This window comes from Guyparkeria hydrothermalis, from assembly GCF_023555375.1.
Classification (GTDB): domain Bacteria; phylum Pseudomonadota; class Gammaproteobacteria; order Halothiobacillales; family Halothiobacillaceae; genus Guyparkeria; species Guyparkeria hydrothermalis.
In genome coordinates, this window is sequence record NZ_JAJSEE010000001.1 from 157,650 (window position 1) to 176,108 (window position 18,459).

Genomic DNA, 18,459 nt, shown 5'->3' on the forward strand with positions numbered 1-18,459 from the left:
ACAGGGAAAATTCACGCCGGATTCACCGCCATTGTTGGCCAGACGGATGGCTCCAGCACGGTACTGCGCCGATCCGAACCGGACCGACGCCCCACCCCGCAAGCGCACTCTCACCGGGCTGCCGTGATCATCGCGTCACGCCAATCCGGGCTTCTGAAACCACGAAAAACGGTCGGGGATTTTGTGGCCGTGGAACGTCTGTTGTACTAATAACCAATAACTGTGCTATTTCTGTAACGAACGCTTTTCGAGAAAACCAAACATTTAAGTATTTCATGGACTTCTAAATTACCAGAAACAGTTTCTGATTCCGCCAATCCCATACCGAAGGCTTTCAAGCCAAGGAGGGCCGTGATGATCTGGAAAAAACTGCTATTGGCTCTGACCACCCTGTCCACGGCGGTCATTGCCGCTGCGCAGGAAGAACCAAGCGCCTTCAACATGACCCGCGGTGTCACCGAGATCAGCCGCGACGCCTACGACATGCACATGCTGCTCTTCTGGATCTGCGTGGCAATCGGCGTTGGCGTGTTCGGCGTCATGACCTGGTCGCTTATCCGTCACCGACGATCTCGCGGCGCAAAGGCCGCCAAGTTCTCGGAAAACACGGTGGTCGAAGTGGTCTGGACCGTCATCCCGGTACTGATCCTCGTCGGGGTGGCCGTTCCGGCAACGGCACTCCTCCTGAAGACCAATGCGGAGTCGCCCAATCCTGACGTCGTGGTCGATGTCCATGGCTCACAGTGGAAGTGGGAATACGTCTATCCCGATGAGGGGATCTCCTTTTTCAGCAACCTGTCGTCGGCCAGCCGCGATGCGAGTCAGCTGGGCGCCAAGGAATCCCCCGCCGATGCCCCCAACTACCTGCTGGATGTCGACAACCCGCTGGTTGTACCGGCAGGCAAGGACGTTCGTCTACGCATCACCAGTGACGACGTAATCCACGCCTGGTGGGTGCCGCAGCTGGGCTTCAAGAAAGACGCGGTCCCCGGCCAGTTCAACAACATCGACGTCCACATCGGGGAACCCGGTACCTACCGCGGCCAGTGCGCCGAGCTATGCGGCTCGGGGCATGCCTACATGCCCGTCGTCGTGGAAGCGGTATCGCCCGAGGCCTACACCGAGTGGGTGGCTCAGCAGAAACAGGCCGCGGCGCAGGAGGCGGAGAAGGCTTCCGCCCCGTATAGCCGCGAGGTGGCCATGTCGCAGGGCAAGAAGGTCTACGAATCGGCCTGCGCCTCCTGCCACCAGAGCAATGGCCAGGGCATCGAGGGCACCTTCCCCGCGCTGGAAGGCGGCGAGATCACCACCGGTCCTGTCGAGGGACACCTGAACATCGTGATCCACGGCAGCGAGAAGAACCCGGTCATGCAGGCCTACGGCGACCAGCTGAGCGATCGCGAGATCGCGGCCGTGGTCACCTACGAGCGCAATGCCTGGAGCAATGACACCGGTGACCTGGTCACCCCGGAAGCAGTGGAGGCGGCACGATGAATCAAACAGCGGATTCTGTAGTCGATCAGATCGAACACGAGCACAGCCATCACGGGCCGAGAAAAGGCCCGCTGCGCTGGCTGCTGACCGTCAATCACAAGGACGTCGGCACCATGTACCTGGTGCTCGCCCTGGTGGCGCTGCTCGTCGGCGGCGTCATGGCGCTGGTCATCCGGGCCGAGTTGTTCCAGCCGGGGCTGCAACTGACCCAGCCGCAGTTCTTCAACTCCCTGACCACCATGCACGGCCTGACCATGATCTTCCTGGCGATCATGCCGGGGCTGACGGGGCTGGCCAACTGGATGGTGCCGTTGCAGGTCGGCGCGGACGACATGTACTGGCCGCGGGTCAATAACTGGGCCTTCTGGATGCTGCCGCCGGCGGCGATCATGCTGTGGATCGGCTTTTTCATGCCCCAGGGCGCGCCCGGCGGCGGCTGGACCCTGTACGCGCCGCTCTCGTCGACCTACGCCCCGCCGTCGATCGACTGGGTGATCATGGCGATCCACATCATGGGCATCTCCTCGATCCTCGGGGCACTCAACATCATCCTCACGATCCTGAAGATGCGCGCCAAGGGGATGAGACTCTGGGACATGCCGCTGTTCACGTGGACCTGGCTGATCACCGGCTTTCTGCTGCTGCTGGCGATGCCGACACTGGCCATCGCGGTCACCATGCTCCTGACCGATCGGCACCTGGGCACCGCCTTCTTCGATGCCACGAACGGCGGCGACCCGGTGCTATTCCAGCACATCTTCTGGTTCTTCGGTCACCCCGAGGTGTACATCATGATCCTGCCGGCCTTCGGCGTGGTCTCGGAGATCGTGCCGGCGTTTAGCCGAAAGCCGCTCTTCGGGCGCACGTCGATGATCTGGGCCGTGATCGCCATCACCTTCCTGTCGGCGATCGTCTGGGCGCATCACATGTTCACCGTGGGCCTGCCGGTCGAGGCACAAGTGCTGTTCATGTACACCACGATGCTGATCGCGATCCCCACCGGCATCAAGATATTCAACTGGGTCGCCACCATGTGGCGCGGGTCGATGACATTCGAGGCGCCGATGCTCTGGGCGCTCGCCTTCATCTTCCTGTTCACGATCGGCGGCTTTTCCGGACTGATGCTGGCCGACGTGCCGGCCGACTACCAGTACCACGACACCTACTTTGTCGTGGCGCACCTGCACTACGTGGTGGTGACCGGCTCGCTGTTCGCCATCATCGCCGGGGTCTATTACTGGCTGCCCAAGTGGACCGGCCACATGTACAACGAGAAGCTCAGCCAGTGGCACTTCTGGTTGTCGGCCATCTCGGTCAACGTCACGTTCTTCCCCATGCACTTCGCCGGGCTGGCCGGCATGCCTCGCCGGATTCCCGACTACCCCTTGCAGTTCATGGACTTCAACATGATCTCGACCGTGGGGGCGTTCGTCTTCGGCTTCTCCCAGCTGCTGTTCATCTGGCTGGTAATCCAGACGATCCGTGGCGGCAAGAAGGCGGGCGACCGCCCCTGGGATGGTGCAAAAGGCCTGGAATGGACCCTGTCCTCTCCGCCGCCGTACCACACGTTCACCGAGCCACCGTCGCGCCAGACGATTCATGAGGAAGGCCCGCACGGCTACCACTGAGGCGAACGTGAGACGACTCGGCCGCAGCGCGCCATGAACGGAATCTCGTCACCAGTGACAGACGCGCGCGGCAGCACGACAAGGCGAGGCGCGACAATGGCAACGGCCAGGGACAACCGAACGGCTGACCTCAGCGAAGTGGCTGCATCGGCGAAAGGCGCCGCTCCCGGCGGGCCTCGATTCCGACCTGCCCTGGTGCAAAGCCTCGCGACCCTGGTCCTGCTGCCGGTCTTTCTCGGCCTGGGCACCTGGCAGGTACAGCGGGCAGCGGAAAAGCAGCAACTGCTCGAAGCCGAGTCGGCGGCGACGCAAGCCTCGCCGGTGCCAGTCGGCTCACTCGGCCCCACCAGCGTGCCATTGCACGCCCGGGCCAGCGGCCGGTACGACGAGCACCTGTTCCTGCTGGACAACCGGGTCCGGAATCGCCGCGCCGGCTACGAGGTGCTGGCACCGTTGCGCATCACGGACGACGAGGCGGTACTGGTCAACCTGGGCTGGGTAGCGCAAGGCGAAAGCCGCGGGCAACTGCCCACGGTCGGGACGCCAACCGGAACGGTGCAGGTTACCGGTCTGGCCATGACGCCCCAGCCACCACCGTTCGAACTGTCCGATCGCGAGACCTTCGCCGCCGGCTGGCCCAAGGTGGTGCAGACCGCGCTACCCGGGACGCTGGAAAAGGAACTGGGCTACCGGTTGCGGCCGGTCGTGCTTTATCCCGACGGCTCGGAGGTCGCGGCGCACCGGGTCGAGGCGATGCATGAGTTCGGCCCGTCGCGGCATCACGCCTACGCGGCACAGTGGTTCGGATTCGCGGTGATACTGATGATTGTTTACCTGTGGCACGGCCTGCACCGGGGCAAACAAGGGAGAAACGCAAATTGGACGCAGTAATGACGAATGCCAATCGACGGCAATGGATCATTCTTCTGAACCTGGCGGCGATCTTCATCCTGCCGCTGGCCGCTTCGTGGACCATGTACACCCTGCAGCCGTTCGAGAAACGGGGCGGACTCGAACACGGGGAGTTGATCACCCCCGTCGAGAAGGTGCCGGTGGCCGGGTTGAGCACGCTCGACGGTGAGCCCGTCGACGCCAGCCTTTTCCAGGGAAAATGGACCTTGCTCTATCACGTGCCCGCCGGCGAGAACCAGGCCGGCTGCGACGCGGATTGCCGCGCGCTCATGGACACCCTCCGCCGGGTTCGCCTGGCGCAGGACGAGGGAATGCGGGCCGTGCAACGGGTCCTGCTGGAACCGGCAGGCACAGGCCGACCCGCGGATTTCGACCAGGGCCTGCAGGTGCTGGAAAGCAACCAATGGCCGTTGGCACGCGGGTCCGTCTATATCGTCGATCGACAGGGTTACCTGGTGCTGCGCTACGACGCCGGATTCGATCCGCAGGGGCTGCTGAAAGACCTGGAACGCCTGTTGCGACTGGCCGGGGAGGGTTAACGGGATGAACCTCAAACCGGTAAAGCAACGTGTGAACAGCACGGGTTCCGGCCACGTCTACCGTCGCCTGACCTACCTGGCCACGGTGCTGGCCCTGGTGGTGGTCGTGCTCGGCGCCTACGTGCGCCTGACCGATGCCGGCCTGGGCTGCCCGGACTGGCCAGGCTGCTACGGCCATCTGACGGTCAGCTCGGCCCAGGCCAATGAAAGCCAGGTCAACGCCCTCTACCCCGACCAGCCCCTGGAGGCCGGCAAGGCCCTCAACGAAATGGTGCACCGCTATGCCGCCGGGACCCTCGGCCTGCTGATCGTGATGCTGGTGGCGATCGGCTGGTGGTACAAGCGCCATCGGGCCCTCTTGTCCACCCTCGCCGCGCTGGTCGTGTTCCAGGCCCTGCTGGGCATGTGGACCGTGACCATGCTGCTCAAGCCCGTGGTGGTAACCGCCCACCTGTTGGGCGGCATGGCCGTGTTGTCCATGCTCTGGTGGATATGGCTCGACAACCGCCACCGATGTCTGCGTGAGGCCGGGGCAACGCCGTTGCCGTCAACGACGATAAGCCCCGGCATGCGCTGGTTCGCCGCGATCGGCCTGGTGCTGCTGATTGGCCAGATCTTCCTGGGCGGCTGGACCTCGACCAATTACGCCGGGCTGGCCTGCAGCGGCTTCCCCACCTGCAACGGCCAGTGGTGGCCGGATGCGGACTACGGCTCGGTCTTCGGGCTGCACGAAGTGAACGACCTGCACGGCCCCGGCCTGATCGCCACCCAGTGGCTGCATCGACTCGGGGCGTTGGTGGTGTTCATCACCCTGCTGACATTGACGATCAAGGCAAGCCCAGTGGCGCCGCGAGTGGCCGTGGCCATCGGCACCCTGCTGGGGCTGCAGATATCCATCGGCGTGGCCAATGTGCTGTTCGGCCTGCCCCTGGTGATGGCCGACGCCCACAACGCGGTCGCCGCGCTACTGCTGCTGGCGGTTCTCGCGCTCAATCACCACCTCAATCATCCGCTGACCCCCGCGATGGGTCAGGCACCGAAGGGAGTGTGCACATGAACGTTCGAGCCCAGACGGTTGCCGCGATCGGCGCCTTCCCGTGGCACAGCTATGTCAAGCTGTGCAAGCCCAAGGTCGTCTCGCTGGTGGTGTTCACGGCACTGGTTGCCATGCTCCTGGCCGCGCCGCCGGGAGATCTGCCCTGGACGCTGCTCCTGGCCGGCACCGCCGGCATCACCCTCGCCGGTTTCTCGGCGGCGGCGTTCAACCATATCGCCGACCGAGAGATCGACGCGGAAATGGGCCGAACCAAGGCCCGGCCGCTACCCACCGGCGACATCTCGAGAAGCGCGGCGACCATCTTCGCCAGCCTGCTCGGCACGGCGTCGCTGACCCTGCTGTGGTTCGTGGTCAACCCGCTCACCGCCGTGCTGACCCTGTTCACCCTGATCGGCTACGCCGTGATCTACACGCGCTATCTAAAGTGGATCGGGCCACAGAACATCGTGCTGGGCGGTGCCTCGGGCGCGGCGCCGGCCCTGCTGGGCTGGACCGCCGTCACCGGCCAGGTCGGCTGGGAGGCCATCACCCTGTTCCTGATCATCTTCGTCTGGACGCCGCCGCATTTCTGGCCGCTGGCGATCGCCCGACGCGAGGAGTATGCCGCCGCCAAGGTGCCGATGATGCCGGTCACCAACGGCGTGGCGTACACCAAGCGTCAAACCCTGTACTACGCGATCGCCCTGCTGCCCGTCAGCCTGCTGCCGGTGCTGGTGGGCATGAGCGGCCCGGTCTACCTGGTCGGTGCCACGCTGCTGGGTGGCAGTTTCATCCTGCGCGCCTGGCGGCTGCTGCACGTCGACAGCGACCGGCAGGCCATGAAGCTGTTCGGTTTCTCGATCACCTACCTGACCGCGCTGTTCGCCCTGATGCTGGCCGATCACTACCTGCCGCTCGGTTCCTTGCCGGCAGTGCTTGGTTAACCTGACCGACCGCGGGGGAGGAAATCATGACGCTGCCAACCATCCTCGAGCAGAGCGTCGCCTTCCTCCTGCCGTACGACTTCTCGCCAACGGTGCTGCTGGTCTGTATCGGGGCCGGCCTGCTCTACCAACGGGGTTGGCGCAAGGCAGGCGGCGGGCTGGGCCAGGCCGTGATGTTCTGGATCGGGCTGGTGGCGATCTATGTCGTGCTGCAGACCCAGTTCGACTACTACGGCCAGCACAGCTTCTTCATGCATCGCCTGCAGCACCTGGTGCTGCACCACGTCGCCCCGTTCCTGATTGCCGTCTCGGCGCCGGCCGCGATTCTGGCAGCCGGCCTGCCCGAGCCCATCCATCGTTACGTGGTCACGCCGCTGCGACGCAACTGGCTACTGCGCCACGTCTACGCCGCGATCCAGGAGCCGCTGGTGGCCGGCGCGATCTTCGTCGGCCTGATCTACTTCTGGCTGATCCCCTCGGTGCACTTCTACGCCATGCTCAACGTGCCGCTCTACAACACGATGAACTGGGGCATGGCGATCGACGGGCTGCTGTTCTGGTGGATGATCTTCAACCTGCGCGCGCCGGGCGCGAGCGACATGCGCCATTACGGCTACCGCCTGCTGGTGCTGTTCCTGGTGATGTTTCCGCAGATCGCCCTCGGTGCGTACATCGCCCTGAGCGATCACGACCTGTTCGGCATCTACGCCGCCTGCGGCCGCATCCTGCCGATCACCCCCCTGACGGACCAGGCGATCGGCGGCCTGCTTACCTGGGTACCCGCGGCGATGATGAGCTTTGTCGGTGGGCTGGTGCTAGTGCATCGATGGAACCGCCGGAGCCGTCACGTCGAGAAACCCGTTTCCCCCACCCTTCGTTGTGCGAGGTGAGATCGTGTCGCAATCCAAACACCTGATCCTTTGGCTACTTCCCCTGTTCCTGCTCGGTTGCAGCGGGGAGGCATCCAACCAGTGGCACGGTCATGACATCACCGGCGTCATGCCGGACCTCGAGTTCGAGCTGACCGACCACACCGGCCAACCGGTCACCGCCGAAGACTATCGCGGCAAGATCACCCTGATGTTCTTCGGCTACACCAGCTGCCAGCATGTCTGCCCGGTCGCCCTCAGCAAGCTGGCCGCCGCAACCCGGGAGCTGGGCGACCAGGCCGACAAGGTCGAGATCCTCTTCGTGGCGGTCGACCCCAAGCGCGACAAGAAGGTGCTCGACGACTACGTCACCGAATTCACCCCCGACCTCGTCGGCCTGACCGGCACCCAGAAGCAACTCAAAGCCGTCGCCAAGCGTTACCGCGTTGCCTTCAGCTACGAAAAGCCGCGTGAGGACGGGTTTTACATCGTCAACCACAGCGGCGCGGTGTTCGTGTTCGATCCGCAGGGCAAGGTCCGCCTGCTGATCGACGAGCAGGCCAAGACCGCCAATATCACCGAGGATCTCCGGAATCTGATCGAGCAATCGTCCGGTTGATCCGGCCTCGGCACGGCGGCCGTTGTCGTTGAGTCAGCGTCTGGGTCAGCTCAGGCGAGTGAAGAACGGCCGCGCGGCCCGGCCACTTCGCACGCCACAGGCCCGGGGAAAACCGGTTTTCCGTGTTGGCGGGCACGTCATCTCCAGCCATCGCGATTCCGGGGCTTGCCCCGAAGACGACTACATTTAGGCACCCGTCGCGGCCGTGTCAGCCGCAGGCGCAAGGGCGATCGAGACCGATGGCCTGCCCCGGGGCGCTGGTGTATGTTCGATGGCATTGCAGGCGTCGACAGGGAGCCACGGCGATGAGCGAACACGTACTGGTAGGCGGGGCCGACGGTCACGCCGTGAACCAACTGGGCCGGATGAGCAATCGTCACGGCCTGATCGCCGGGGCGACGGGCACCGGCAAGACCGTCAGCCTGCAGATCCTCGCCGAGAGCTTCTCCCGGCTGGGCGTGCCGGTCTTCGCCGCCGACATCAAGGGCGATCTTTCCGGACTGGCGGCCGCCGCCACGCCCCACCCCAAGGTGGACGAACGGGTCGAACGCATCCCGGTGCCGGACTACCGGGCCGAGGCCTCGCCGGTGCTGTTCTGGGACCTGTTCGGTGAGTCCGGCCATCCCATACGCACCACCGTCTCGGAAATGGGGCCGTTGCTGCTCGGCTCGCTGCTCGAACTCAACGACACCCAGGAGGGCGTTCTCTACGCGGCCTTCCGCATCGCCGACGACGAGGGTCTTCTGCTGCTCGACCTCAAGGACCTGCGCTCGATGCTCAACTGGATGGGCGAGCATCGCAGCGAGCTCTCGCAGGAATACGGCAACCTGGCGCCGGCCAGCCTCGGGGCCATCCAGCGCCGCCTGCTGGTGCTCGAGGAACAAGGTGGCGACCATTTCTTCGGCGAGCCAGCCGTCGAACTCAAGGACCTGATGCGCACGGACTTTTCCGGGCGCGGCGTGATCAGCCTGCTGGACGCCACCCGCCTCTACCGCGAGTCGCCGCGGCTCTACAGCGCGTTTCTACTCTGGTTGCTGGCCGAGCTGTTCGAGGAATTGCCCGAGGCCGGTGACGCCGCACTACCCAAGCTGGTGTTCTTCTTCGACGAGGCCCACCTGCTGTTCGACCAGGCCACGCCGGCGCTGCTGGAGAAGATCGAGCAGGTGGTACGCCTGATCCGCTCCAAGGGCGTGGGCGTTTACTTTGTCACGCAAAGCCCCACCGACGTGCCCGAGGCGGTACTGGGGCAACTCGGGCTCAAGCTCCAGCACGCCCTGCGCGCCTTCACGCCCAAGGACCGCAAGGCGATCCGGGCGGCGGCGCAGAACTTCCCGGCCAACCCGGGCCTCGACGTGGAGGCGACCCTGACCGACCTGGGCATCGGCGAGGCGCTGGTCTCGGTCCTGGATACCAAGGGCCGACCGCAGGCGGTGCAACGCACCTTGATCGTGCCGCCCCGCTCGCGCATGGGGCCCCTGTCGGCCGCGGAACGCGCCGAGCTGCTGTCGCGCTCGCCACTGGCCGGGCAGTACGACACGGTCAATGACCGGGATTCGGCCTACGAGGAGCTGGCACGGCGCACCGAGGCACGCCAGAAGGCCCTGGACGAGCAGGCCGACGCCCAGCCGACGACCAAGGGGAAATCCACCTCCCGAGGCGACTCGGCCGGCGTAGCCTTCCTCAAGAGCGCCGCACGCAGCTTCGGCACCCAGCTCGGTCGGCACCTGGTGCGCGGCCTGCTCGGGGCGTTATCGGGCAAGCGCTGACCCACCACCCACGCCCCGGCATCACGGCACCGAGCAAGGGTCGTGTTCTCCCATCGCTTCGCGCTCGCCTGCCGGCACCGCGATGATCTCCTCTAGCGGGCCGTGGGGCGTCGGTCGATCAACGGCCCGCCCCGAAAGGGTTCTGACCCCGTTTACGGATGACGCGCGATAGCCGCAATGGTGTCGGCATGGAAACGCGCCGCCCGGGCGACGGCGGCGCAACCCAGGTCCTCGGGCAGGACGTTGACGGTATCGACGGCATGCCCGGCCAGGGCATCGATCACCGCGTAGACGCTCGACGAGAGTCCCTCGGGGCTGTAACCGCCCTCGAGCATCATCACCAGACGCCCGTCACAGCACTCTTCCGCCAGCGCGCTGACCCGCGCGGCGAGCGCGGCATAGCCGGTCTCGTCCATCGCGCAGGTCTGGTCGAGATAATGGCAATCGAACCCCGCCGAGATCAGGATCAGCTCTGGCCGGTACGCTCGTGCCGCCGGCCGTACAACGTGCTCGAACACGTCCAGCAGGGCTGCATTGCCGCAACCCCGCGGCAGCGGCACGTTCAGGTGGTAGCCGTGGCCGGCCCCCGCGCCGATCTCCTCGATGTGGCCCGTCCCGGGATAGAACGGCGCCTCGACATGACTGTCGATCACCAGGACCGCGGGGTCGTCGTAGAACAATGCCTGGGTGCCGTTGCCGTGGTGCATGTCCCAGTCCCAGATCATCACCCGCTGGTAGCCCAGCGAGGCCCGGGCGTGGGCGGCGGCCACGGCGATGTTGTTGTACAGGCAGAAGCCCATCGGGCGGTCCACCAGGGCGTGATGCCCCGGCGGGCGGACGATGCAGAAGGCGTACCGGCCTTCCCCCGCGGCAACCGCCTCGCAGGCCCCCACGCCGGCGCCCGCCGCAAGGCGTGCGGCAGCCACGCTATCGGGCGAGACGGCCGTGGTGTCCTGGGCCAGCCAACCCGATTGGCCCACGAGCGAATCGATGTAGGAGAGATACGGGCCGGCGTGCACGCGCTGCAACTGCGTCGTGGAGGCGGCCGTGACCGGCCGCCAGTCGAGCCCGCCCAGTGGCTGGTCCTCGAGGGCATCGATGATCGCGGTCAACCGCCTGGGGCCCTCGGGATAACGGTAGGTATCCAAGCTGGCATCGGGGTACTGGTGCGCGATCATCGCCTTGACCGCCTCGCTCCACTCGGGGTGCTCGACGTCCCAGCCGGCCGGGTCGTGACCCAGCATCCGCGCGTCGTAGTAGATCAGCACCCGTCTTCCCATTGCCACACCTCGACGCTCCGAGCAGGGAACGGCCGGCGGCGTCCCGATCACAGAGCGTAGCGGGTTTTCACCGGCCGGGACGGGCGATGGTGTCGGACTGACTAAAGACCGACCGAGAGCCAACGAGGCCGTAGCACGAAAGCGGCCCCGTCGCGCCTCACCGACCCCGCCGACGATACCGTTGCGACCCGCTCAGTCGCCGAGGACTCGCCCTCGCCCATCCTCGGACCTGATCACCCGCCACTGTGCCCAGAACGCCGTACCCTCGATGGTGCATCCCAGCCGACGCAACCAATCGGCCACCTTGTGGTTGGAGTTGTGCCAGAACGCGTAGGGCTCCGGGTACTCGACGAAGGCGAGATCGTAGGTGGGGTTCTCCTTCACGCTTGCGAGGTTCTCTTGGTGATGGGTTTCGAGCGAATCCCGCAACGCGGTCACCCGATCGGCATCCACCTCGACCTCGTGGATCGCCTGGATACCGACCCGCGACCCCTCACGCAGTCCCTCTCGGGTCGCTGGCCGGTCGGTCTGGCGTCGCCCCAGACCGGCACGTGACGGAAACAGCACTGCATCAATGGCCTGCATCCATCCGGTATCCACCTCGGCATACCAGGCCCAGTCACCGTAGGCATAGCGAACGAAACCCTGCGGGTGCGGCAGCACCAGGCTCGAATGACGACCGTGGTCCAGCACGAACACCGATTGCGGACGCTCCACCGACGCAGGCGCCACGATGGTTGTCGTGCATCCGCCCATCAACAACGCCACCCCACCCAACAGGGCGAGGCAAGCCGACCGCCAGGAACCACGCCGGGGATGTCGTGCCATGTCCACTCGTTACCGATGTGTGCGGATAGACGACAGCGTAGGCCACCCGGTTGATCGTGATAGGAAATCGCGCATCAAAAAATAGTTCTGACCCCATCTCCCCGCCAAACTCACGCGGGCACGACCAGCTCCGCATGGACCAGGTCGGCCAGCAGCGCCTGCACGTCCACCCGGATCTGGCTCGACGGGACGGTGGTGTGCAGCTCGCCCAATAGCCCGGCGATCTCCCGGCCACTGATGGCCTCTTCCTTGAGCAGGCCCCACACCAGCTGACCGGTGGCGTTCAGGCGGTAGATCGCCCCGCTGGGCACATGGATCAGGAAGCGATCGGCCTCCAGCTCGTACTCGCGCACGGCGGTGGCGGCCTGCCAGCGATCGTCGGCGTCCACGGCGGCGGTTTGCCGCCGGGGACCGGAAACCCCGGCCGCCGCCGGAGAGGCCTCTTCCACGCCGTCGATCACGCCGGGCATCGCGGCAAGCAGACGTCGCGTCGCGGCCAGCGGCTCGGGGTAGCGCAGCAACCGGCACGGCAGCGACTGCATCAACGGCAGGAAGCGCGCCATCAGGGCCTCGCTGGGCAGGTCGTGGGCAAAGTGCTGGCGCAACAGCCGCGTCAATCCGTCGCCCGGCGCGAGCGGCACCAGCTCGGCCTCGGTCAGTCGCTCGTCACGTTCGAGCAGCACCACCGCCCCGAGCGGCAGGGCCTCGCCGTGCTCGGCGAGCTGTCCCTCGGGCAGGTCGAGGTAGCGATACCGGTCGTCCTCCGGCCCCGCGTGCGTCTCGGCGTACTGCAGCAGGCTCACGTCCACCGCCGGCGGCATGGGCAGCGGCAGGCGCAACCGCGGGGCCACGCCCATCGCCATCCCCCGCGTACGGCCCGGCCCCTCGTCGTCGAGCACCAGCACGTCGTCGCCGAATACCCGCAATCCCCCGCCGGCCAACGCGGCCACCAGGGTGCTCTTGCCCGCCCGGTGGGTCTCCGGGAACAGGACCAGCCGCCCGTTCAACTCCACCGAGGCGCAATGCAGCCCGACCCATTGCGGGTTGAGCTCGAGGAAACGCTCGATGACGTCGGCGACGACGGCGCAGGCCGCCGACACCGGCGACTGGTGGGTCAGCCCCCGGGGGTAGGACGGCGAGACGTGACGACATCCCCCGTCCACGGCCTCCAGTCGAATCGACGGGGCCAGCCCGGTCGCCGGCACCGCGTCGATCGACCAGCCCGGCAGGGCCGCCGTGAACGCGGCGACGACATCCGGGCAGCCCGACACGCGCACCGCCGGGCCAATCCCCGGCAGGACGAGATCGTGCGCCTCGATGGCGGTGCCGACGCGCGTCACCACCGGCTGGGATGCAGGAGGATGTTCAGCCGCAGCTCGGAATCACGATGGTGGTGATGCCGCCGGTCATCCCGATAGTAGCGACGCTCGCGGTACTCGTGGTGGCCGTGGTGATGATGGTGCTTGCCGCTGGGCCGGCTGTAGCTGGGTCGCGAGAAGCTCCCACTGCCGTGTCGATGCGGCCCCGGATGCGCCCCGGCCACGTTGACCAGCGTCGGTGCCACGTAGGCCCCGGCCAGGCCGGCGCCGAGGGTAATGAGCAGGCGACGACGGCGGCGATAGGTTGCATCAGACTGGTGATCACTCATGGACCATCCCCCGTTTCAGTCAGTGGAAGAAACCTCGCGACCCGGACGCCTGGCCATCGGCTTTGCCAGATACATAGCCAGACACATAACGTGGGTCACGATCTTCCGTTTCTGACAGGGAGGACCGGCAAAAGTGCCAGACGAGGGGCGACGCAACGCCACGGCCACCGCAGGCCCTGCCCGCGGCTCACGCCCATGGCGACCCGCCCTCAGTCATCGGATGCCGGCGGGGGTTCCGGTGCGGGCACGTGATGGACGCGTGCCGAGCCCAGGATGCGCATCAGCAGCTCCACCATCGTGGCCCACGCCATGCCCAGCGCCAGCCCCAACACGATGCCCGAGGGGGCGGACCAGCCCGCCACGAGGGTGGCCAGCGAGAGCGTAAAGAGCACGAAGGTGCCGATGCCGGCGTAGACCACCGCCGGCTGCCAATTCGACACTCGGAAGGTGAATGCCGTCGTCTGCACCAGGAGCGCGGCGGCCGCCGCGACCGGCACCGACGGGAATTCCGCGTTGGGGACCACGCCTTCGAGCACGAAGTGATCGAGGACATGGGCGCCACCGGCCGCACCGAGGACACCCACCCCGATACGCAGCGCCGCCGCCCACCCGGCGCGCCAGCACACGAACGCCATCAACGGCATGACCACGACGAGGATGCCCGGCCACTGGAAGGCCCACAGCGCGCCGCGCGCAACCGCGACGGCCTCCTCGGTTTTCACCGCCCCCATCCATTCGAGGACCGGAAAATCGATCAGCGCCAGGCCCGCGACCGCCCGCGTCTGGCTGACCACGAGGCCGATCGCACCGGCGGCCATCAGCAGCACGAGGAAACCGAGGGTCAGGCTCAACCCCTGGGCCAGGCTCGGGTTGAAGCGGCGGCTGAGCCAGTAGAACCCCGGCGCCAGCCGGAGGACGACGCCCCGCGTGCCGGTGATCCGCAATGCCCACAGAAACGCCTGCTCCACGCGATAGCGGTTGGCCGCGATGCGGGCGGCCGCCCAGCGGATGAGCAGGGCCGTGATGAACAGGATCAGCACCAGCAGCGCGGCGGTCCCGGTGACGTCCTGCAGCACCTTCCAGGACGCCCCCAGCACGACACCAAGCGTGAGGTAGGTGGCGGCCCAGATCAGGCTCGCCGGCACGTCGAACAGCAGGAAACGCCGGTAGGAGAGCTGCGACGCGCCGGCGAGAAACGGCACGATGATGCGGGTGGGCGTCGAGACCCGCCCCAGCACGATGGCCCACTCGCCCCGTCGCTGCATGAATTCCTGCACCCGCTGGATCGACCGGCCGAAGTAACGCTCCAGCGGCGCCCAGTGCAGCATCCTCACACCCCAGCGACGGCCGACATAAAACCCGGTCGCATTCCCCAGCAGCGTCGCCGACAGCACGACCCCGAGCAGCGGCCCCATCTCGACCTGCCCCCGAGAGGCGAGGATGCCGCCGATCACCACGGCCACCTCGCCGGGCGTGAAGAAACCGAGAAAGAACGCGGCCTCGGCCCAGCAGAGCACCCCAAGCACGACATAGATCGTCAGGGGAGAGAGCTCCAGGGCCGACTGAAGAAGCTTGTCGATGACTTCACCCGTGTGCGGTTGAGCGGGAACGAAAAAGTATAGCCAGGGAAACCCGGCGCGATTCAGCCGCGCCTTGAGCTAGGTTGAAGACTCGGCCGGCCCTTATTGGTTTCCTCAAAGCCGGTGGCTCTTCATACGGAGGCGGGTATCGCAGGAACGGGTATCGCAGGAAATGATTCAGTGCGCCCGGCGTCAGGCAACACCCTTACGGTCACCGATCGACGGGCCCAGTCGCCCGAAACGCCTCATGAAAGCGGACGGTGCCGTGCGGGACAGGGCCGTCGAACGGCAGGACGAAGAAGACGTCGGGCGGGACGCCCTCGACCGCGAGATCGGATGGGTTCTTGAAGCCGAAGCGCGGGTAGTAGTCCGGATGGCCGACCAGGCAGCAACCCTGAGCATCGAGGGATTGCAAGTGCGTCAGACCCTCGCGGATCAAGGCCGCCCCGATGCCCTGACGCTGATACGCCGGCAGGACCGAGACCGGTCCGAGGCCGTACCAGCCGGACGTGCCGTCGGAGATCGTCACCGGGGAGAAGGCAATGTGACCGACGACCCGCCCGCCCCGTTCGGCGACCAGCGAGACGGTCAGCGCATCGACGGCGCGCAGGGCCTCGACGATGTACTGCTCGGTGTGCTCGCTGATCTCCACCGCGGCGAAGGCGGCCTGGGTGACCGCGGCGATCGCCTCGATATCAGCCGCGGTCTCGGGACGGATGGTGACCGGTGTGTTCATGGCTCAACCATAGGCGTTGAAGAGCTCGGATACGACGCGGTCGCTGCGCACGCCACGGGTCTGGGCGAACGTGAGCGCCTCGGCATGCAACTCGCCCCGACGATCCGACGATGGGGGGTCGGACCGAGCCAAGATGCCCTAACGGAACCACCAGCCCGGGTTGGCGCCGACCACCGCCGCCAGGCGCTCATACCCACGGCTGTCCGGGTGGGCTCCGTCCCCCGCTCGCACCGCGATCCGGTAGACGGCATCATCGACCAGCGGGCCGAAGAGATCGATGAAGGTCACGCCGCGTTCCCCGCACCGCTCGGCAAAGGCATCCGACAGGTGGCCGATCCGCCCATTATGGCCGTCATCGTCGACCGGTGGCGGCCCCACGAACAGGCAGGGATAGCGGCTCGCGAACGCGAGCATCGCATCAAGATTCGTGACCGACTCCTCGAACGGCACGCGCGTCTCTCCGCCTTCCCACGTAGTGTCATTGACCCCGCAGGACAGGACGATGCGCCCATCACACTGGGGAGGCAGCCTGGGCGCGCACTCGGCCTCCAGCCGCCGCCACAAATCACGACTGGTATCCCGGCGCACGCCGAGGTTGTAACTGGTCACGGGAACGCCCTGGCCGTGGGCATCACGACATAGCCGCCCGACCCAGCCCAGCACCGACTCGTCGCCGGTGCCGTTGACCAAGGAATCGCCCACGTAGCAAATACGGATATCGCTCACTCGCCGTTCAACCCCAGTGATTGAAGAACTGCCGCGCGACCCGGCCGCTGCGCACGCCGCGGGTCTGGGCGAACTTGATGGCTTCCGCGTGCAGCTCGTCGCGGTCGCCTGTCCAGTCGCGGAAGTAGAAGTCGACGATCTCCAGGTACTCCGGCTGGCTGATCGGGTAGAACGACAGCCACAGGCCGAACCGGTCGGAGAGCGAGATCTTCTCCTCGACGGCATCGGTGTGGTGCAGCTCGGTGTCGACCACCCGCGCCCCGTCGTTGTCGCTCGCCTGCTCGGGCAACAGGTGCCGGCGGTTGGAGCTGGCATAGACCACCACGTTCTCCGGCGGCAGCTCCAGCGAACCCTCCAGCACGCGCTTGAGACCCTTATAGCGGGAATCACCCTGCTCGAAGGAGAGGTCGTCGCAGAAGATGACGAAGCGCTGCGGCAGGTCCAGCAGCGGGTCGATGATCTCCGGCAGATCACCCAGGTCATCGGCGTCCACCTCGATCATCCGCAGGCCCTGCTCGCCGTAAGCATTGAGCATCGCCTTGATCAGCGACGACTTGCCCGTCCCGCGCGACCCCCACAGCAGCGCATTGTTCGCGCCGCGACCGTGAAGAAAGCGCCGGGTGTTCTCTAACAGCGCGCCCTTCTGGCGCTCGACACCCAGCAACTGCTCGGGGACGACCGGATCGACCCGGTGCACCGGGCGCAGTCGTTGCGAACCGGCGCGCCAGATGGCCGCGTGGGTGTTATGCCAATCAATATCCGACATCAGCTACCAGGATCGGTGGGAGTGAGACCTGAAATATACATGGCATGGAACCCTCGAGCCGAGAGCCCCCTTCGCCTTGCCGAGCGGCCGGCTAAAGCCCCTCGTCGTGCACTTATTCCCCTCGGCGGATCACGCTGTTGATCGCGACCGACCGGCCACCGAATCGAAGCCCGATCTCCCTGCCGTTCTCGCTCGCACTGATGTGGAGGTGCGGTTCGAGGCTGTTTCCCGAGTTGCCGACTTCGGCCAACGGTTGCCCCGCCGTAACGACCTCCCCTGGCGCCACTCTGATGCTGCCTTGCTTCAAGTGGGCCATGAAGATATCCGCCTCATCACACCGCACTACGACATAGTTGCCCTCCGACTGCTCCGTGTCCGGGTGTCCCGGCGGGTTGTCCGGCAGACCGGCACGAACCCGGTCGATGGGCCCTTGGCATGGGCTATGGAGTCTCTCGCCGAAGATTTCGTAGGCGCTCAACGCACGCGGAGCAATACCGTCCGCGCGATTGCCAAACCGGTTGAGCTTGACGATGTCGACAGCCTTCCTGTCGCCACTCAGGGCGTGGAAGGGGTTGGTGACGGCACTGCCCCCGCCCTGGAGCACGTAATAAGTGCCGGAGCCGAGCGGGAAATCGACATCAAGGGTCTCGCCCGAGGGATAATACGACGCGATCGCCAGAGCGTTGAGCACCGAGAACAGGAGAAATACCGACGCACGCAGGACCGTGATCCCGCCGACGCGAGCCCGGCCATGAGGGCTGCCGTGCCATATCCGGAAGAACAGGAACACCGCGACAACGGCGAACAACCCAGGAAAAACGTACCGCAGGTAATAGCTTGTGAAGGCCCAGCTGCCCGCGAGGAAGGCGAAGGCCATGATGCTGCCACTGGTCAACACCAGCACTGCCCAATCGAGCCGATCCCGGCGCCCACGGCTAATCAGCCAAACAAGAGCGGCCCCCGAAAGGAGCAATGGGTAAGCCGCGAACGCAATAGGAAGACTTTCACTCACAGCGCTGATCCAGAAGTGCACAACGGTGTGGTGAAAGGCAACTGGAGCAACGAGTAGGTGTCCCGCGCGAGCCCCA

Annotated in this window: 18 protein-coding genes; 9 read left to right on the plus strand and 9 right to left on the minus strand. The window is 66.0% G+C overall.

The features are described from left to right. Positions 1 to 354: 354 nt before the first annotated feature. The 9 genes from coxB (at position 355) to LV475_RS00770 (ending at position 9,807) form a co-directional block, all read left to right on the plus strand. A complete protein-coding gene (gene coxB / locus LV475_RS00730; RefSeq protein WP_250105547.1) occupies positions 355 to 1,494 on the plus strand; it encodes a cytochrome c oxidase subunit II in 1,140 nt (379 codons plus the stop codon). Next, a complete protein-coding gene (gene ctaD / locus LV475_RS00735) occupies positions 1,491 to 3,122 on the plus strand; it encodes a cytochrome c oxidase subunit I (RefSeq protein WP_136867168.1) in 1,632 nt (543 codons plus the stop codon). Before coxB ends, ctaD begins: the two co-directional genes overlap by 4 nt. Before the next feature lie 195 nt (positions 3,123 to 3,317). Further along, complete coding sequence (locus LV475_RS00740; protein WP_250105548.1) at positions 3,318 to 4,013, plus strand: SURF1 family protein; 696 nt, start codon at positions 3,318 to 3,320, stop codon at positions 4,011 to 4,013. Then, positions 4,013 to 4,573 carry a hypothetical protein gene (locus tag LV475_RS00745; RefSeq protein ID WP_250105549.1) on the plus strand — a complete coding sequence of 187 codons (561 nt, stop codon included), beginning with the start codon at positions 4,013 to 4,015 and terminating at the stop codon, positions 4,571 to 4,573. Before LV475_RS00740 ends, LV475_RS00745 begins: the two co-directional genes overlap by 1 nt. A 4-nt stretch (positions 4,574 to 4,577) precedes the next feature. Continuing rightward, positions 4,578 to 5,630 carry a COX15/CtaA family protein gene (locus tag LV475_RS00750; protein ID WP_156574255.1) on the plus strand — a complete coding sequence of 351 codons (1,053 nt, stop codon included), beginning with the start codon at positions 4,578 to 4,580 and terminating at the stop codon, positions 5,628 to 5,630. After that, on the plus strand, positions 5,627 to 6,553 hold the full coding sequence (gene cyoE, locus LV475_RS00755; protein WP_136867172.1) for a heme o synthase: 927 nt from the start codon (positions 5,627 to 5,629) through the stop codon (positions 6,551 to 6,553). The genes LV475_RS00750 and cyoE overlap by 4 nt, the downstream gene beginning before the upstream one ends. Before the next feature lie 26 nt (positions 6,554 to 6,579). Further along, positions 6,580 to 7,443 (plus strand): cytochrome c oxidase assembly protein, encoded by an 864-nt coding sequence (locus tag LV475_RS00760; RefSeq protein ID WP_136867173.1) that lies wholly within the window; start codon positions 6,580 to 6,582, stop codon positions 7,441 to 7,443. Between the two features lie 4 nt (positions 7,444 to 7,447). After that, positions 7,448 to 8,041 (plus strand): SCO family protein, encoded by a 594-nt coding sequence (locus LV475_RS00765; RefSeq protein ID WP_247709512.1) that lies wholly within the window; start codon positions 7,448 to 7,450, stop codon positions 8,039 to 8,041. Between the two features lie 305 nt (positions 8,042 to 8,346). Continuing rightward, positions 8,347 to 9,807: a helicase HerA-like domain-containing protein gene (locus LV475_RS00770; protein ID WP_250105550.1), complete on the plus strand. Its 1,461-nt coding sequence runs from the start codon at positions 8,347 to 8,349 to the stop codon at positions 9,805 to 9,807. A gap of 152 nt (positions 9,808 to 9,959) precedes the next feature. Here the strand turns inward: LV475_RS00770 and LV475_RS00775 are convergent, their stop codons facing one another. The 9 genes from LV475_RS00775 to LV475_RS00815 all read right to left on the minus strand — a co-directional run bounded on the left by LV475_RS00775 (position 9,960) and on the right by LV475_RS00815 (position 18,275). After that, a complete protein-coding gene (locus LV475_RS00775; protein ID WP_136867175.1) occupies positions 9,960 to 11,087 on the minus strand; it encodes a histone deacetylase in 1,128 nt (375 codons plus the stop codon). Between the two features lie 192 nt (positions 11,088 to 11,279). Next, positions 11,280 to 11,915, minus strand: coding sequence for a DUF2459 domain-containing protein (locus tag LV475_RS00780; protein WP_250105551.1), 636 nt, complete (start codon positions 11,913 to 11,915; stop codon positions 11,280 to 11,282). A gap of 110 nt (positions 11,916 to 12,025) precedes the next feature. After that, entirely contained in the window at positions 12,026 to 13,255 is a 1,230-nt protein-coding gene (locus LV475_RS11110) for a PqqD family protein (RefSeq protein WP_136867176.1), read from the minus strand. Beyond that, positions 13,252 to 13,563 (minus strand): hypothetical protein, encoded by a 312-nt coding sequence (locus LV475_RS00790; protein ID WP_136867177.1) that lies wholly within the window; start codon positions 13,561 to 13,563, stop codon positions 13,252 to 13,254. The genes LV475_RS11110 and LV475_RS00790 overlap by 4 nt, the downstream gene beginning before the upstream one ends. A 209-nt stretch (positions 13,564 to 13,772) precedes the next feature. Continuing rightward, the gene (locus tag LV475_RS00795) at positions 13,773 to 15,089 is read right to left on the minus strand and encodes a DedA family protein (protein WP_169303624.1); all 1,317 of its coding nucleotides are present in this window, start codon (positions 15,087 to 15,089) and stop codon (positions 13,773 to 13,775) included. Positions 15,090 to 15,354: 265 nt separating this feature from the next. Then, positions 15,355 to 15,879, minus strand: a complete 525-nt coding sequence (locus LV475_RS00800; RefSeq protein WP_136867179.1) for a GNAT family N-acetyltransferase — start codon at positions 15,877 to 15,879, stop codon at positions 15,355 to 15,357. Positions 15,880 to 16,017: 138 nt separating this feature from the next. Continuing rightward, entirely contained in the window at positions 16,018 to 16,605 is a 588-nt protein-coding gene (locus LV475_RS00805; protein WP_211238809.1) for a GDSL-type esterase/lipase family protein, read from the minus strand. A 7-nt stretch (positions 16,606 to 16,612) separates the two neighbouring features. After that, entirely contained in the window at positions 16,613 to 17,371 is a 759-nt protein-coding gene (locus LV475_RS00810) for an ATP-binding protein (RefSeq protein WP_136867180.1), read from the minus strand. 112 nt (positions 17,372 to 17,483) lie between these two features. Further along, complete coding sequence (locus LV475_RS00815) at positions 17,484 to 18,275, minus strand: M23 family metallopeptidase (RefSeq protein WP_211238810.1); 792 nt, start codon at positions 18,273 to 18,275, stop codon at positions 17,484 to 17,486. Positions 18,276 to 18,459: the final 184 nt, after the last annotated feature.

Coding starts and splice junctions, on each gene's coding strand:
- coxB (WP_250105547.1), top strand. CDS start 355: ATGATCTGGAAAAAACTGCTATTGGCTCTGACCACCCTGTCCACGGCG.
- ctaD (WP_136867168.1), top strand. CDS start 1,491: ATGAATCAAACAGCGGATTCTGTAGTCGATCAGATCGAACACGAGCAC.
- LV475_RS00745 (WP_250105549.1), top strand. CDS start 4,013: ATGACGAATGCCAATCGACGGCAATGGATCATTCTTCTGAACCTGGCG.
- LV475_RS00750 (WP_156574255.1), top strand. CDS start 4,578: ATGAACCTCAAACCGGTAAAGCAACGTGTGAACAGCACGGGTTCCGGC.
- cyoE (WP_136867172.1), top strand. CDS start 5,627: ATGAACGTTCGAGCCCAGACGGTTGCCGCGATCGGCGCCTTCCCGTGG.
- LV475_RS00760 (WP_136867173.1), top strand. CDS start 6,580: ATGACGCTGCCAACCATCCTCGAGCAGAGCGTCGCCTTCCTCCTGCCG.
- LV475_RS00770 (WP_250105550.1), top strand. CDS start 8,347: ATGAGCGAACACGTACTGGTAGGCGGGGCCGACGGTCACGCCGTGAAC.
- LV475_RS00775 (WP_136867175.1), bottom strand. CDS start 11,087: ATGGGAAGACGGGTGCTGATCTACTACGACGCGCGGATGCTGGGTCAC.
- LV475_RS00780 (WP_250105551.1), bottom strand. CDS start 11,915: ATGGCACGACATCCCCGGCGTGGTTCCTGGCGGTCGGCTTGCCTCGCC.
- LV475_RS00790 (WP_136867177.1), bottom strand. CDS start 13,563: ATGAGTGATCACCAGTCTGATGCAACCTATCGCCGCCGTCGTCGCCTG.
- LV475_RS00800 (WP_136867179.1), bottom strand. CDS start 15,879: ATGAACACACCGGTCACCATCCGTCCCGAGACCGCGGCTGATATCGAG.
- LV475_RS00810 (WP_136867180.1), bottom strand. CDS start 17,371: ATGTCGGATATTGATTGGCATAACACCCACGCGGCCATCTGGCGCGCC.